This window comes from Streptomyces sp. NPDC002619 (assembly GCF_042889305.1).
Lineage (GTDB): Bacteria > Actinomycetota > Actinomycetes > Streptomycetales > Streptomycetaceae > Streptomyces.
The window spans coordinates 69887-84573 of the sequence record NZ_JBIAQV010000029.1; the positions used below are offsets into that span (position 1 = coordinate 69887).

Genomic DNA, 14687 nt, shown 5'->3' on the forward strand with positions numbered 1-14687 from the left:
CACGCAGGCTTCGGCAGCCATATGCCGAGAACGATGGAGGACACCATGTCACCCCGGCTCGACGCACCGCCTACCCACAACGCGACGTCGACACCCCCACCGGAACCACTGGATCCCATCGAGGGGCTCCCCGAGATCCCCCCGTACGACGAGGTCGGCGCCGTCGACGCGCGGGCTCTGTCCAAGACCCTCTTCGCGCGGCTCGAGTCGCTCGAGGAAGGCACCCACGAGCACGCGTACGTCCGCAACACCCTCGTCGAGCTCAACCTGGCACTGGTCAAGTTCGCCGCCTCCCGCTTCCGCTCCCGCAGCGAGCCGATGGAGGACATCATCCAGGTCGGCACCATCGGCCTGATCAAGGCAATCGACCGCTTCGAGCTGTCCCGCGGTGTGGAGTTCCCCACCTTCGCCATGCCGACGATCATCGGCGAGATCAAGCGCTTCTTCCGCGACACCTCGTGGTCCGTGCGCGTACCGCGCCGCCTCCAGGAGCTGCGGCTCGACCTGGCCAAGGCCGGTGACGAACTGGCCCAGAAGCTGGACCGCGCCCCGACGGTGCCGGAACTCGCCGAGCGCCTCGGCCTGTCGAAGGACGAGGTGGTCGAGGGCATGGCCGCGTCGAACGCGTACACCGCCGCCTCGCTGGACGCCCAGCCCGAGGAGGACGACTCCGAGGGCGCTCTGGCGGACCGCATCGGGTACGAGGACCACGGGCTCGAAGGCATCGAGTTCGTCGAGTCGTTGAAGCCGCTGATCGCCGAACTCCCGCCCCGGGACCGGAAGATCCTCTCCCTGCGCTTCGTGGCGGGCATGACCCAGTCGGAGATCGGGGACGAGCTCGGCATCTCGCAGATGCATGTGTCACGGCTGCTGTCGCGGACGCTGGTGCGGCTGCGCAGGGGGCTGACTGTTGAGGAGTGACCCCAGCCTGGGGTGACTTCCGCCTCCGTGCAGAGACTTGGGGCGGTCCGGCCGATGGTGCCGGACCGCCCTCGTCTTTCTCCATCGCACCGGGAGTCTCCTCGGTTACCCCGGGAAACGTCTTTCCCAGAAGGTCTCCCTCCATCACTATGGGCACCCCGAACTGGCTGGTATGTCAGAAGCGGGAGCGCGGAGGGACGACCGCGCCGGGTGCGAGGAGGCTCAGGAATGGCTCAGGGCGACGTGGCCGACGGCGACGACGGTTACGGCGACCACGGCAGCGGTTACGGCGATGGTTCCGGCGACGGCGAGAACGCGCGGGCGTCGGACGCACGGCTGACGGAGTTGCTGCGCACCCACGCCTCGACCGCGTACCCGGCCCTGCGGGAACTGCGCCGCCGCCACCATCCGCGCGTCCTCGACTACGCCCGGTTGTGCACGGCGAGCGAGTCGTCGGCACGGCAGCTGGCGGCGCAGACGCAGACCACCGCCGCCCGCGAGACGGCACGCGGCGTCGAACCGCGCGTCCCCCTGCGCCACCAGCTCCTGCTGCTGACCGCCCGCTCGGCCGCGACCTGGGCCGCCGACGAGCGTGCCGCGGGCGTGGACCCCGGTCTGCTGCTGGTCCTGAACACGTCCGGCACCGCCGGCGGCCCGACCCCGCCCCTGCTTCCGGCGTTCCGCTCGCTGCCCTCCCGCACCCAGGGCCTGATCTGGTACGGCGTCGTGGAGCGGGAACCGACCGAACGGACAGCCACTTTCCTCGGCCTGACCCACGAGGACGTGACGTACGGCATCCCGCAGGCCCTCCAGGCCATGTCCCAGGCCTGCCTCCGCTCCCGGCTGGCCGCCTCCGACGACCCCCGCTGCGGTGACTTCCGCCGCCTGATCGAGGAGTCGGTCCGCCCCGGCACTCCCCGCTACAGCGCCGACCTGCACGCCCACATGGGGCACTGCCCGCACTGCACGGCCGCCTACGAGGACCTCACCGCCCTGCGGGACGATCCTCGTACGGCGCTGGCGGAGGGGCTGTTGCCGTGGAGCGGCACGGCGTACGTCCGGGACGAGGGTGCCGTATCCGCTCCCGACTCCCCTGCGGCCCAACGGAGTTGGCCATCGTCCCGCCGGCTGCTGCTGGCCTCGGCGGCGCTGGGCGTGGCCCTGGCACCGATTCTGGTGTTCCTGCTGGCACAGGCCGACACGCGCGACTCCGGATCGACGGCCGCGACCGTGCTGCCGACGAGCCCGCCGGTCACGGTGACGACGACGGCGACGCTCTCTCCATCGCCGTCCAAGTCCACCGAACCCCCCTCGCCGTCACCGACCCGCACGTCCCACCCGCCGAGGACGTCGGCGCCCCCGAAGCCGAAACCCACCCCCAGGCCGACGCCCTCGCCCCCGGGCGCCGCCTACGCCCAGGTGGTGAACGCGGCCACGGGCCGCTGTCTGGACGTCCGCGACGGCGACTTCGAGAAGGGCACGGACGTGATCACGGCCCCCTGCTCCGCCTCCGCCACCCAGCGCTGGCGCGTCGACACCGGCCGAGGCGTCGTCCAGTCCGCCGCCGACCCCGACTTCTGCCTGGACAGCCGCGGCTCCGCGGACCGGGGTGTCGGCATCTGGGAGTGCTCCTCGGTGTACGGCAGCAACGGGCAGAACCTGCGTTTCACCGTCGACCCCGACGGCGTGATCCGCCCGGCGATCGCCATCGAGACGGCGGTGGCACCGGACGGGGACGGGGGCGACGGGATGGTGCTGGAGCCGTTGGACGGCGGGGCGGGGCAGCGATGGCGGGCGGGGGCGGTCTGAGGAGACTCAGACCGCGCGGACGCCGCGCCGCCACACCCCGCTGACCAGGGGCACACCCGGCCGGTACGCGAGGTGCACATGGCTCGGCGCGTCCAGCAGGATCAGGTCGGCGTACGCGCCGGGGGTGAGCCGGCCGATGTCGTCCCGGCGCAGGGCCGCCGCGCCGCCCGCCGTCGCCGACCACACCGCCTCGTCTGGGGTCATCCCCATGTCCCGTACGGCCAGCGCGACACAGAACGGGACGGAGGAGGTGAAGGACGAGCCGGGGTTGCAGTCGGTCGACAGGGCGACGGTGACACCCGCGTCCAGCAGTCGGCGGGCGTTCGGCCACTCGGCGCGGGTGGAGAACTCGGCGCCGGGGAGGAGAGTGGCGACCGTACGACCGTTCGCGAGCGCGTCGACGTCCGCGTCCGTGAGGTGGGTGCAGTGGTCGGCGCTGGCCGCGTCGAGCTCGACGGCGAGCTGCACACCGGGGCCGTTGGAGAGCTGATTGGCGTGGATGCGGGCCTGGAGCCCCTTCGCCTGGCCGGCGGTGAGGATGGCACGGGCCTGGTCGCCGTCGAAGGCGCCCTTCTCGCAGAAGACGTCGATCCAACGGGCGTACGGGGCGCAGGCGTCGAGCATCTCGCCGGTGACGAGGGCGACGTACGCCGCCGGGTCGTCGGCGTAGTCCGGGGAGACGATGTGGGCGCCGAGGTAGGTGACCTCGTCGGTGTGCTTCGCCGCGATGCGCAGGGCGCGGGACTCGTCCTCGACGGTGAGGCCGTAGCCGGACTTCGTCTCGAACGTCGTCGTGCCCTGGCGCAGGGCCTCGGTCAGATAGCGGGTGAGGTTGGCCTCCAGTTCCGCGTCGCTCGCCGCGCGGGTCGCCGCGACGGTCGTCCGGATGCCGCCCGCGCTGTAGGAGCGGCCGGACATCCGGGCGTTGAACTCCTGCGTGCGGTCGCCCGCGAAGACCAGATGGGAGTGGGAGTCGACGAAGCCCGGCAGCACCGCCCGGCCGCCCGCGTCGACGCGATTGTCAGTGGCGGGTGCTTTGCTGGATTCACCGGTCCACGCGACGCGGTCGCCTTCGATGACGACGGCCGCGTCCTGGATCAGACCGAGGGGAGACCTTCCCCCACTCTCGAATTTGCTCGAGTGGGGGGACCCCCATCCGAGGGAGGGGTCGTTGGTGACCAGCGTGGCGATGTTGGTGATGGCGGTGCTGCTGCTCATGGCGTCCTCAGGGGTGATGGGATTCAGCCGCGCAGGGCTTCGATCGCGTCTGCCAGCGCCGACGGCACATTCGGTACGAGGGTGTGCGCGCCGTCTCGTACGACATGGCGGCCGCCCACGACCGTGTGGCGCACGTCCGCGGCGGAGGCGGCGAATACAGCCGTCTCCGCACCGAGCCTGGGCAGCGGCCCCGCGGTCCTGACCGAGTCGAGGGCGATCGTCGTGAAGTCGGCGAGTGCACCCGGCTCCAGTCGGCCCGTATCGTCCCAGCCCAGGGCTGCGTGACCGTCCTCCGAAGCCGCGCGCAGCAGTGCCGCGGCCGTCCAGTGGCCGCGGGTGCGGGTGCGCAGCCGCTCGTTCAGCTCCATGGCGCGCGCCTCTTCGAGCAGGTCGATGACGGCGTGGCTGTCGGAGCCGAGGCAGAGCGGGGAGCCCGCGCGCTGGAGGGCCACGGCGGGTCCGATGCCGTCGGCCAGGTCGCGCTCGGTCGTCGGACACATACAGGTGCCGGTGGTGGAGTCGCCGAGCAGGGCGATGTCCTCGTCGGTGAGATGGGTGTTGTGCACGCCGGTGGTGCGCGGCCCGAGGACACCGTGGTCGGCGAGGAGCCGGGCGGGGGTGATGCCGTGCGCTTCCCGGCAGGCGTCGTTCTCGGCGGTCTGCTCGGACAGGTGCACATGGAGCGGGGCCCGCCGCTCCTCGGCCCACCGTGCCACGGTCGCCAACTGGCCCGCGGGCACGGCCCGTACGGAGTGGATGGCCGCTCCGATCCGTGCGTGATCCCGTTCCTTGAGAACTGAACAGCGTTCGGCCCAGGCCTCCGCGCTCCCGTCGGAGAAGCGCAGCTGGTGGCTGTTGGGCGGCTGTCCGAAGCCGGAGGAAAGGTAGGCGGTGTCGAGGAGGGTGATGCGGATACCGGCTTCGGCGGCGGCCGCGATGAGCGCCTCACCCATGGCGTTCGGGTCGGCGTAGGGGGTGCCGCCGGGCGCGTGGTGCACGTAGTGGAACTCGCCGACGGAGGTGACGCCGGCCAGCGCCATCTCCGCGTACACGGCGCGGGCGAGGGCGTGATAGGTCTCCGGGGTCAGCCGGTCGGCGACGGAGTACATGACCTCGCGCCAGGTCCAGAAGGTGCCCGAGCCGACCTGGACCGTGCCGCGCAGGGCGCGGTGGAAGGCGTGGCTGTGCGCGTTGGCCAGCCCGGGGAGGGTGAGTCCGCGCAGGATCTCGGCGCCGGCCGGCGGCGTGGGCACGCCGGTGCGGACAGCGGCGATCCGCCCGTCGCTCACGTCCAGGGCCACGCCCGGCTCGACATAGGTTCCGAGCCAGACGTGCTCCAGCCAGTACGTCCGCTTGGTCACGTGGCGAGCCCTTCCAGTACGTCGGCGAGAGCGGTGACCCCGGCCAGGCAGTCGTCCTCGGCCGCGAACTCGGCCGGGGAGTGCGAGACGCCGGTGGGGTTGCGCACGAACAGCATGGCGGTCGGGATGCTCCCGGAGAGGATTCCGGCGTCGTGTCCGGCACCGGTACCCAGGACAGGCACCTTCATCTCCGTGTCCTTGCCGAGGATGCGGGCGAGTTCGTCGCGCAGGGCGTGGTCGAACTCCACGACGGGCGTGAAGGACTCGCGGACGACGTCGAGGTCGACGCCATGGGCGGCGGCGTACTCCCGGGCCGCCCCCTCGATCCCGCCGACGACCCGGTCGAGGGCCTCCTGATCGGCGGCACGGGAGTCGAGCCAGCCGCGCACCAGGGACGGGATGGCGTTGACGCCGTTCGGCTCGACGGCGATCTTGCCGAAGGTGGCGACGGCACCGGCGAGTTCGGCCTCCCGGCGGGCGGCGAGCACGGTCTCGGCGTACGACAGCATCGGGTCGTGCCGGTCCACCAGTCGGGTCGTGCCGGCGTGGTTGGCCTCGCCCCGGAAGTCGAACCGCCAGCGCCCGTGCGGCCAGATGGCACTGGCGACTCCCACCGCGTCACCGGTGAGGTCGAGGGCCCGCCCCTGCTCGACGTGCAGCTCGACGAAGGCACCGATCCGGGCGAGCCGCTCCGGATCGGGACCGATGGCGTCGGGGTCGTACCCGGCGGCCTCCATCGCCTGCGGCAGCGTGACCCCGTCCCCATCGGTGAGCCGATGGGCCTGCTCGACGGTGAGCTGCCCGGCGGCGAGCCGCGACCCGACACAGGCGAGCCCGAACCGGGCCCCTTCCTCGTCACCGAAGTTGACGATGGCAAGGGGCTTGGCGAACTGCACTCCCCTGCGGCGCAGTTCATCGAGCGCGGCGAAGGAGGACACGACCCCGAGGGGCCCGTCGAAGGCCCCTCCATCGGGCACGGAGTCAAGATGCGACCCCGTGACGACGGCGCCTCCGGCCTCCGGGTCCCCGAGCCAGGCCCACTGATTCCCGTTCCGGTCGACTTCGTAGGTCAGCCCACGGGCGCGGGCCTGGTCCTCGAACCAGACCCGGCACTCGGCGTCGGCCCCGCTCCAGGCGTAGCGCCGGTAGCCGCCCGAGGCGGAGCTGCGGCCGATGGGCTGCAGCTCGCGCCACATCTCATGGAAGGAACCGCCCACAGGCACAGGCTGCGCAGAGCGCACGGGCAGTGCAGGCCGTCCAGGCTGTGGGCAGTCGTTCCGCAGGGCGATGGGGGTCCCCCCGGTCGAGCGAAGCCGAGACTGGGGGCGGGTGGGCACAGCCGAACCGGCAGCCGGCGACGAGACCTCAGCCCCCACCGGAGGGTTGTCGTGCCCGCCCTCACGAACCGTCACGCGTCGTCACCCTCGCGCATAGGAACCCGAACACCGCGCTCCTGGGCGACCGACTCGGCGATGTCATACCCGGCGTCCACATGCCGAATGACACCCATCCCGGGGTCATTGGTCAGCACCCGCCGAATCTTCTCGCCAGAGAGCTTCGTACCGTCGGCCACAGTCACCTGCCCCGCGTGGATGGACCGCCCCATGCCCACACCACCACCGTGGTGAATGGACACCCACGACGCACCCGAGGCCACGTTCACCATGGCATTCAGCAGCGGCCAGTCGGCGATCGCGTCGGAGCCGTCGAGCATCGCCTCGGTCTCCCGGTACGGAGACGCCACGGACCCACAGTCGAGGTGGTCACGGCCGATGGCCAGCGGAGCCGCCAGCTCACCGGAGGCCACCATGTCGTTGAAGCGCTCACCGGCCTTGTCCCGCTCGCCGTAGCCGAGCCAGCAGATGCGCGCGGGCAGGCCCTGGAAGTGCACGCGCTCACCGGCCAGCTTGATCCAGCGGGCCAGGGACTCGTTCTCCGGGAAGAGGTCGAGGATCGCCTTGTCGGTCTTGGCGATGTCGGCCGGGTCACCGGACAGCGCCGCCCAGCGGAACGGACCCTTGCCCTCGCAGAACAGCGGCCGGATGTATGCGGGGACGAAGCCGGGGAAGGCGAACGCCCGCCCGTACCCGGCGAGTTGGGCCTCGCCGCGGATCGAGTTGCCGTAGTCGAAGACTTCGGCGCCGGCGTCCATGAAGCCGACCATGGCCTCGACGTGCTTGGCCATGGACTCACGGGCCCGGGTGGTGAACCCGGCCGGGTCCTTCGCGGCGGCGGAGCCCATGTCCTCGAAGGCGATACCCACCGGCAGGTACGACAGCGGGTCGTGGGCCGAGGTCTGGTCGGTCACAATGTCGATGGGCGCATCCATCGCGAGCAGCTGCGGAACCAGCTCGGCGGCGTTGCCGAGGACGCCGATGGACAGCGGGCGGCGGGCGTCGCGCGCCTCGACGGCCAGCTGCAGCGCGTGGTCGAGCGAGTCGGCCTGCACATCGAGGTACCGGTGCTCGATACGGCGCTCGATGGCGCGCGGGTCGCAGTCGATACAGATGGCGACGCCGTCGTTCATGGTCACGGCGAGCGGCTGGGCGCCACCCATGCCGCCGAGGCCGGCGGTGAGGGTGATCGTCCCGGCGAGGGTGCCGTTGAACTTCTTCGCGGCGACGGCGGCGAAGGTCTCGTAGGTGCCCTGGAGGATGCCCTGGGTGCCGATGTAGATCCAGGAGCCTGCGGTCATCTGGCCGTACATGGTCAGGCCGAGGGCCTCCAGGCGGCGGAACTCCTCCCAGTTGGCCCAGTCGCCGACCAGGTTGGAGTTGGCGATCAGGACGCGCGGGGCCCATTCGTGGGTCTGCATGACGCCGACCGGGCGGCCGGACTGGACCAGCATGGTCTCGTCCTGCTTGAGGGTCCTGAGCGTGCGGACCATGGCGTCGAAGGAGCGCCAGTCACGGGCGGCCTTGCCGGTGCCGCCGTAGACGACGAGCTTGTCGGGGTGCTCGGCGACCTCTGGGTCGAGGTTGTTCTGGAGCATCCGGAGGGCGGCCTCCTGCTGCCATCCCAGGGCGCTCAGTTCCGTACCACGCGGCGCTCGTACGGGGCGGGGTCCTGACATGGTCTGCCTCCTGGCGGTTGCTCCCAAGGGATTGTTACTGCGGTTATTCACATCCTGGCCTGATGAATAGAACTAGTCAATACGGCAGGACGCCGATGTCGGCGCGGCGCAGGTGCTTCGCTGGAGACATGCAGTCGAGCGATGACATGACGGGGGGCCTCGTGGGCGGTGCGAAGTCCGGGTACGCGGACGAGTCCGAGCGAGCGGCACGGCGGGACGACGCGGTGCGGGCCGCCGTGGAACAGGGGCTGCTGGGGCCGGGCAGTCCCGTCGTGGGCCTGCTCGACGTCACCGGCATCCGGGAGTCCGCGGCCGGGCTGCGGGCGGCGTTCGAGGCGGTCACGGCGCCCGGCACACCGGTGCTGCATGCCTTCGCGGTGAAGGCGTCGCCGCTGGTGCCGGTGGTGCGGCTGCTGCACGAGGAGGGCATCGGCGCGGAGGTCGCCAGTCCCGGCGAGATGGCGCTGGCGCGGGCGGCGGGGGTGCCGGCGGAGCACATCGTGCTCGACGCGCCCGCGAAGACGACGGCCGAGCTGCGGGAGGCGCTGGACCTCGGGGTCACGGTCCATGTCGACAACCCGCAGGAGCTGGACCGGCTCGACGGTCTGATGCGCGGGTCGAGCAGCCGCTCACCCCTCGGGATCCGGGTGAACCCGCAGGTCGGCGGCGGCTCCATCGAGGCGCTGTCGACGGCGACGGCGACCTCGAAGTTCGGGGTCGCCCTGCGCGACGAGGGTGCCCGGGAGTGGGTCGTCCAGGCCTATCTGGACCGGCCGTGGCTGAACCGGCTGCATGTGCACGCCGGATCGCAGGGGATTCCGCTGTGCGTGGCGGCCCGGGGCATCACGGAGACGTACCGGCTCGCCGAGGAGGTCAATCGGCGCGCGGGCCGCCGGCAGATCGACACGCTCGACATCGGCGGCGGGCTGGCGGTGAACTTCGGCTCGGACGCGATCACGCCGACGTACGCGCAGTACGCGCGGCTGCTGAGCGAGGCGGTGCCGGGGCTGTTCGACGGGCGGTACGGGCTGGTGACCGAGTTCGGCCGGTCACTGCTGGCCAAGCACGGGACGATGGTGGCGCGGGTCGAGTACGCCAAGAGCGCCGGCGGGCGGGCGGTCGCGGTGACGCACGCGGGCGTGCAGGTGGCGACGCGGACGGTGTATGCGCCGGGGACGTGGCCGCTGAGGATCGCCGCGTACGACGCAAAGGGGCGGCCGAAGACCGGGCCCGAGGTGGTGCAGGACGTGGCGGGTCCTGCGTGCTTCGCCGGGGACCTCCTTGCCGAGGCGCGTGCGCTGCCTCTGCTGGAACAGGGGGACCATGCCGCTGCGCTGGACACGGGCGCGTACTACTTCGCGCACCATTACGCCTACAACTCGCTTGCGCGGCCTGGGGTTTACGGGTTCGTTCCGGATGGGTCCGGGGGTGTGGTCTTCGCGACGGTGCGGGAGCCGCAGACGGTTGCAGAGATCGTCGCGGAGTCCGGGGGCAGGCATGTTGGTTCGTTGACGGAGTTGGGGTAGCTACGCGCCGTAGGGGCCACGGTGGTGTGTCGACTTGCGGTCCGTCGTGGCAAATCGACACAGCCCCGCGCCCCTTCGGGGCGACTGCAGTTCCGTCAGACCAAAGCCTCCGTACGCCTTCGCGCACCCCCCGGCGCCGCATCCCCCGCCGCCATGCCCGTGCCGCGGTATGCCTTGACCCGCTTGCCCACCGGGCGCCCGCCGCGGGTGTCGAGCCAGTCGACGCGTACCCACAGCAGCGTGTCCGTGTCCCTCTCCCGCCGCCCGATCCAGGCCGCCTTCAGGCGGAGACCCGCGCCGGTCCCGGCGAGGAGCATGCCACCGGCCGCGGGGAGGGCGAAGGAGGTGCCGAGGGCCGCGGCGAAGGCGAGCAGCAGCCACCAGCGGTGGCCGCGGCGCCAGGTGCGCACGCTGACCGCGCGGTCCTGGAGCACGTCGTGCCGGCCCGCACGGGCGGCACCGCGGGCGAGAGCGGCGTACCGGCTGCGGCGCGCATACGCCACCACCGCCGCACCCACGATGAACAGCGCCGCCCCGGCCAGGACGCCGATCCGGCGCCCCGTCACCCCGGGCGGCAGCACCCCGGTGCCCGCCGCGAACACCCCGAGCCACCCGAGCGGTGCCGCCCCGGCCCGCACCACGACGGCCACCCGGGCAAGTCCCTGTCCTCCGCGTCCTGCGCGCGCCACGTCCGACCTCCCGTGTCACGTTCGTACGAAACGTCTGCGGGCGGCATGTTAACGACTCAACGTGAGACCAGTCTGAGAGCGGCGGATCACTCCACGAACAGGCTGCGCGCCGCCGCTCTGGCGTCGAACTCCTCCAGGCGGGCCTGGGCGTCGGGCAGGTCGTCCGCCATGGCCTCCAGGAGCACGCGCCCGAGCAGCATCGGCGCGCACGCGGTGTCGAAGGCGAGCCCGGTGCCGACGTTGGCGGGCAGCAGCAGGTCCGAGTACTTGGCGACCGGCGCGAACACGGAGTCGGCGACCGTGACCACGGACAGGCCGGCGTCCTTGGCATAGGCGAGGGTGTCGACGACCTCGCGCGGATGCCTCGGCAGCGCGAAGCACAGCAGGGTCGAGGCGCCCGCGTGGACGGCCGCGTCGATACGGTCGTGGATCATCGTGCCGCCCTCGTTGAGCAGCCGGACGTCGGGGTGGACCTTGGCGGCGAAGTACGCGAAGCCGTATGCCTGGGAGGCGGCGGCCCGCAGCCCGAGCACCGCGAGCGGGCGGGAGGCGGCCAGCATCCGGCCCGCCCTCTGCACGGGGCGGGGGTCGGCGAGCACCTCGGCCAGGTGCCGCAGGTTCTCGATCTCGGCCTCGACGGCCTGCTGGTACTCGTTGTACGACGCCGAGCCGGCGGCCTGCTCGGCGGGCACGACGTCGCGCAGGTGCTTGCGCAGGGCCGGGTAGCCGTCGAAGCCGAGGGCGACCGCGAAGCGGGTCACGGACGGCTGGCTGACCCCGGCCAGTTCGGCCAGCTCCACGCTGGACAGGAACGGCACGTCGGACGCCCGCCGCACCATGCTGTGCGCGATGCGCCGCTGGGTCGGCGTGAGCCGGTGCCCCTCGAAGAGCGCCTGCAGTCGAGTCGCAGGGCTTTCGGTCACGCTCATGACGTGCTCCCCCTCCAGATGTCCGTGAACCGGTCGAGCAGTGCGGCAGCGGCCGTCACGTCGTCCGTGAGCGGCCGGTCGGCCGGGTCCTCGTCGAGCGCCACCTCGGCGAGCGCCAGTGCCCGGCCCACCGGAAGATCCGGGTCGGGCTTGAGGTCGCGCTGGCGCAGCGCCCGTACTGCGGCGACGAGTTCGCAGCCGACCACCAGACGGTACGCAGCGCAGGCGCGCAGCGTTTGACGGGCGGCGAGCGAGGCGAAGCTGGCCTGTTCCTCGACGCCCCGGGAGAGTACAGCGTGGCCGAGCGACGCGGGGGCGGAGAAGGCACGCAGGTCGCCGAGGGCGGCGCCGGCGGAGTACTCCAGGATCATCACGCCGGAGGCGGCGGGCTCGTGGTCGGCGAGGAAGGGGCGCAGCCGCGTGTAGGCGGGCTCGTTGAGGGTGGACAGGCGTGACGTCGACAGCCGTGCCACCTGGGTGACGGCCAGCCTGAAGTGGTCGAGGGCGAGGGCGAGTTGGGCCTGGTAGAAGCCGCCGTGGTGGTAGGCGGCGAGGTCCTCGACGGAGATGAGGGGGTTCTCGGCGGCGGCGTTGATCTCGACGGCGAGCACCTGCTCCAGGGCGTCGGCGGCGTCGTGCGCGGGGCCGTGGATCTGGGGCAGGCAGCGGAAGCCGTACGGGTCCTGGATGCGGCCCAGCGGCGGGGTGGGCCGGTCCGCCGCCCCGATCAACTCCCGCATACGCCGCGCCACTTCGACGCTCCCCCGGTGCGGGCGGGCGGCGTGCACGGGGGCGGCGTAGGCCTCGTGCGACCCGTCGACGGCGAGCAGCGAGAGGGCGGCGACGACCTGGGTGGCCCCGATAAGCCCCTGCAGCTCGTGCAGCGCGAGAGCGGCCTGCCCCAGAGTGAGCGCGTTGCTGCTGATCAGGGCCAGGGCGTCGTTGTTGTCGAGGGGCTGCACCTCGGGGGCGCCCGCACCCCGCCAGGGATGCTCCCCGGCCAGCGCCAGGCCGAGTTGCGCAAGGGGCGCGATGTCTCCGGTCCCGACCGAGCCGAACTCGTTGACAACCGGGTACGCGCCCGTCTCCAGCGCGGCGCACAGGGCCGTGATCACACTGGGCCGCAGTCCCGCGCCGGCCGCGAGGAGCTGGTTGGCGCGGACCGCGAGCATCGCGCGGACCTGGCGGGCCGGGAGTTCCGCGCCGATCGCGCCCGCGTGGCTGCGCAGCAGGCGCAGACCGTGTCCCGCGGCGGCCTCGGTGGGCACGTCCTCGTTCCGGTTGGCACCCACGCCGGTCGAGCGGCCGTACACGCGCCCGGTGGCCGCGATCTGCCGCGCGGCGTTCCAGGACTCCTCGGCCCGGCGCATCGCGTCGGTCCCCGGAACCGGCCGCGCGGCCCCGTCGGCGAGGCGTACGACGTCCTCGACGCCGAGCCCGATCCCGTCGAGGACGACCAGGCCACCGCGCACAGACTCAGGGGCGTCCACGATTCGAGACGACATAAAGCCCAAATTCCCCTCAATCCGAATATTCGATCTTGATTCTCGGTCATCGGTTACCTCGGCTCGGTCATCGGTTACCTCGGATTGACACCGGAGCATTGACAACCTATTCAGACACCAAGAACTCTGCATGACGTTATACAGCCGGGCAAGGGACATCTCATGATCCAGTTCGATGCGGTCCACAAGCGCTTCCCCAACGGCACGACAGCAGTCCACGATCTCTCCCTGGCGATGCCGGAAGGCGGGGTGACCGTCCTGGTCGGCTCCTCCGGTTGCGGCAAGACGACCACCCTGCGGATGATCAACCGGATGGTGGACCCCACCTCCGGCACCATCCGGGTCGGCGGCCGGGACGTCATCGAGCAGGATGCCGCCGAGCTGCGCCGCTCAGGCGGTTACGTCATCCAGCAGGCCGGACTCTTCCCGCACCGCACGGTCCTCGACAACGTCGCGACCGTGCCGCCCCGGCCGAGGACTCCGACGCCTTCGTCGTGACCCGCGAGACCGCGGACAAGTACGGCCTCACCTCGCTCGCCGACCTCCAGAAGCAGAACGGAAAGCTGGTCGTCGGCGCCGCCCCCGAGGTCAAGAAGCGCCAGGTCGGGGCGGTCGGCCTGAAGGAGGTGTACGGCGTCGACTTCAAGGAGTTCAGGTCGCTCGACTCCGACGGACCCCTGGTCAAGGGCGCCCTGAAGAAGGGCGACGTGGACGTGGCGAACCTCTTCACCACCGACACCGACATCGAGGCCAACGGCTGGGTGGTGCTGGCCGACCCGAAACATCTGATCCCGAGCCGGCACATCGTTCCGCTCATCGCCGACCGCAAGGCCGACGACACGGTCCGCAAGGCCCTCGCCCGGCTCGGCAACACCCTGACCACCGCCGACCTCACCGAGCTCAACCGCCAGGTGGACAAGGACAAGAAGGACCCCGAGGACGTGGCGAACGCGTACGCGCGCCGGAAGGGACTGGTGAAGTAGATGACCGGGCTCGTCGAACTCCGCTCCATCGACGTCGTCCCCGACGAGGAACGCCACGGCACCGCGTTCAGCCAGTTCACCCTCTGGCTCGGCGCCAACCTCCAGATCACCGCAGTCGTCACCGGCGCCCTCTCGGTCGTCTTCGGCGGGGACGTGGTCTGGTCCCTCGCCGGCCTGCTGCTGGGCAATCTGCTCGGCGGCGCCGTGATGGCCCTGCACTCGGCACAGGGCCCCAAGCTGGGCCTGCCCCAGATGATCCAGTCGCGCGCCCAGTTCGGGGTGCGCGGGGCGGTCGTACCGCTGCTGCTGGTGATCGTCATGTACATCGGCTTCTTCGCGTCCGGCAGCGTGCTGGCCGGTCAGGCGGTCGGCGAGCTGACACACACGAACGACACGGCCGGCATCGTCGTCTTCGCCGCCGTCACCGCGGTCGTGGCGACGGTCGGCTACCGGGTCATCCACACGCTGGGCCGCATCACCAGCGTGATCTGCGCGCTCGCCTTCGTCTACCTGGGCATACGACTCCTGGACCGAGCCGATCTCTCGCACGGCGCTCTGCGGCTCTCGCGCCGGAGCGGACGGCCCATGCGCCGGTTGCCGATCAAGAGGCGGTATCGCGGCGGCGATGATCTGACGATGAATCAGCCAAGTGTCGTTAAATGGGCACCGAGGG

10 protein-coding genes and 3 pseudogenes are annotated in these 14687 nt (G+C 71.6%); 6 read left to right on the top strand and 7 right to left on the bottom strand.

Features of this window, described 5'->3' with window-relative positions:
• Positions 1-45: 45 nt before the first annotated feature.
• Both ACFYXB_RS32675 and ACFYXB_RS32680 read left to right on the top strand, forming a co-directional pair.
• The gene (locus tag ACFYXB_RS32675; protein WP_389588478.1) at positions 46-921 is read left to right on the top strand and encodes an RNA polymerase sigma factor SigF; all 876 of its coding nucleotides are present in this window, start codon (positions 46-48) and stop codon (positions 919-921) included.
• A gap of 228 nt (positions 922-1149) precedes the next feature.
• The gene (locus ACFYXB_RS32680; protein WP_389588480.1) at positions 1150-2730 is read left to right on the top strand and encodes a ricin-type beta-trefoil lectin domain protein; all 1581 of its coding nucleotides are present in this window, start codon (positions 1150-1152) and stop codon (positions 2728-2730) included.
• Between the two features lie 6 nt (positions 2731-2736).
• Here ACFYXB_RS32680 and hutI read toward each other — a convergent pair whose 3' ends face one another.
• The 4 genes from hutI to hutU all read right to left on the bottom strand — a co-directional run bounded on the left by hutI (position 2737) and on the right by hutU (position 8382).
• Positions 2737-3948: an imidazolonepropionase gene (hutI, locus tag ACFYXB_RS32685; protein ID WP_351350868.1), complete on the bottom strand. Its 1212-nt coding sequence runs from the start codon at positions 3946-3948 to the stop codon at positions 2737-2739.
• Between the two features lie 23 nt (positions 3949-3971).
• Complete coding sequence (locus ACFYXB_RS32690) at positions 3972-5309, bottom strand: formimidoylglutamate deiminase (protein ID WP_389588483.1); 1338 nt, start codon at positions 5307-5309, stop codon at positions 3972-3974.
• The gene (locus ACFYXB_RS32695) at positions 5306-6505 is read right to left on the bottom strand and encodes an allantoate amidohydrolase (protein WP_351350948.1); all 1200 of its coding nucleotides are present in this window, start codon (positions 6503-6505) and stop codon (positions 5306-5308) included. The genes ACFYXB_RS32690 and ACFYXB_RS32695 overlap by 4 nt, the downstream gene beginning before the upstream one ends.
• A 212-nt stretch (positions 6506-6717) precedes the next feature.
• On the bottom strand, positions 6718-8382 hold the full coding sequence (hutU, locus tag ACFYXB_RS32700; protein ID WP_389588485.1) for a urocanate hydratase: 1665 nt from the start codon (positions 8380-8382) through the stop codon (positions 6718-6720).
• 146 nt (positions 8383-8528) lie between these two features.
• Between hutU and ACFYXB_RS32705 the strand changes: the two genes are divergently transcribed.
• Positions 8529-9908 (top strand): diaminopimelate decarboxylase, encoded by a 1380-nt coding sequence (locus ACFYXB_RS32705; protein ID WP_389588515.1) that lies wholly within the window; start codon positions 8529-8531, stop codon positions 9906-9908.
• A gap of 95 nt (positions 9909-10003) precedes the next feature.
• Here ACFYXB_RS32705 and ACFYXB_RS32710 read toward each other — a convergent pair whose 3' ends face one another.
• The 3 genes from ACFYXB_RS32710 to ACFYXB_RS32720 form a co-directional block, all read right to left on the bottom strand.
• Positions 10004-10597: a hypothetical protein gene (locus tag ACFYXB_RS32710; RefSeq protein WP_389588488.1), complete on the bottom strand. Its 594-nt coding sequence runs from the start codon at positions 10595-10597 to the stop codon at positions 10004-10006.
• A gap of 86 nt (positions 10598-10683) precedes the next feature.
• A complete protein-coding gene (locus ACFYXB_RS32715; RefSeq protein WP_351350861.1) occupies positions 10684-11526 on the bottom strand; it encodes a MurR/RpiR family transcriptional regulator in 843 nt (280 codons plus the stop codon).
• On the bottom strand, positions 11523-13031 hold the full coding sequence (locus ACFYXB_RS32720; RefSeq protein ID WP_389588490.1) for an aromatic amino acid ammonia-lyase: 1509 nt from the start codon (positions 13029-13031) through the stop codon (positions 11523-11525). The genes ACFYXB_RS32715 and ACFYXB_RS32720 overlap by 4 nt, the downstream gene beginning before the upstream one ends.
• Before the next feature lie 162 nt (positions 13032-13193).
• On the opposite strand from ACFYXB_RS32720, the pseudogene ACFYXB_RS32725 reads away from it, so the two are divergent.
• From ACFYXB_RS32725 to ACFYXB_RS32735, 3 pseudogenes are all read left to right on the top strand, one after another.
• Positions 13194-13496 (top strand): annotated as a pseudogene (locus ACFYXB_RS32725) (ATP-binding cassette domain-containing protein); the annotation flags it as partial.
• Positions 13497-13501: 5 nt separating this feature from the next.
• Positions 13502-14014 (top strand): annotated as a pseudogene (locus ACFYXB_RS32730) (ABC transporter substrate-binding protein); the annotation flags it as partial.
• A pseudogene (locus ACFYXB_RS32735) lies at positions 14015-14560 on the top strand (cytosine permease); the annotation flags it as partial. It abuts the pseudogene before it with no gap.
• Between the last annotated feature and the right edge of the window lie 127 nt (positions 14561-14687).

Coding starts and splice junctions, on each gene's coding strand:
- ACFYXB_RS32675 (WP_389588478.1), top strand. CDS start 46: ATGTCACCCCGGCTCGACGCACCGCCTACCCACAACGCGACGTCGACA.
- ACFYXB_RS32680 (WP_389588480.1), top strand. CDS start 1,150: ATGGCTCAGGGCGACGTGGCCGACGGCGACGACGGTTACGGCGACCAC.
- hutI (WP_351350868.1), bottom strand. CDS start 3,948: ATGAGCAGCAGCACCGCCATCACCAACATCGCCACGCTGGTCACCAAC.
- ACFYXB_RS32695 (WP_351350948.1), bottom strand. CDS start 6,505: ATGTGGCGCGAGCTGCAGCCCATCGGCCGCAGCTCCGCCTCGGGCGGC.
- hutU (WP_389588485.1), bottom strand. CDS start 8,382: ATGTCAGGACCCCGCCCCGTACGAGCGCCGCGTGGTACGGAACTGAGC.
- ACFYXB_RS32705 (WP_389588515.1), top strand. CDS start 8,529: ATGACGGGGGGCCTCGTGGGCGGTGCGAAGTCCGGGTACGCGGACGAG.
- ACFYXB_RS32715 (WP_351350861.1), bottom strand. CDS start 11,526: ATGAGCGTGACCGAAAGCCCTGCGACTCGACTGCAGGCGCTCTTCGAG.
- ACFYXB_RS32720 (WP_389588490.1), bottom strand. CDS start 13,031: ATGTCGTCTCGAATCGTGGACGCCCCTGAGTCTGTGCGCGGTGGCCTG.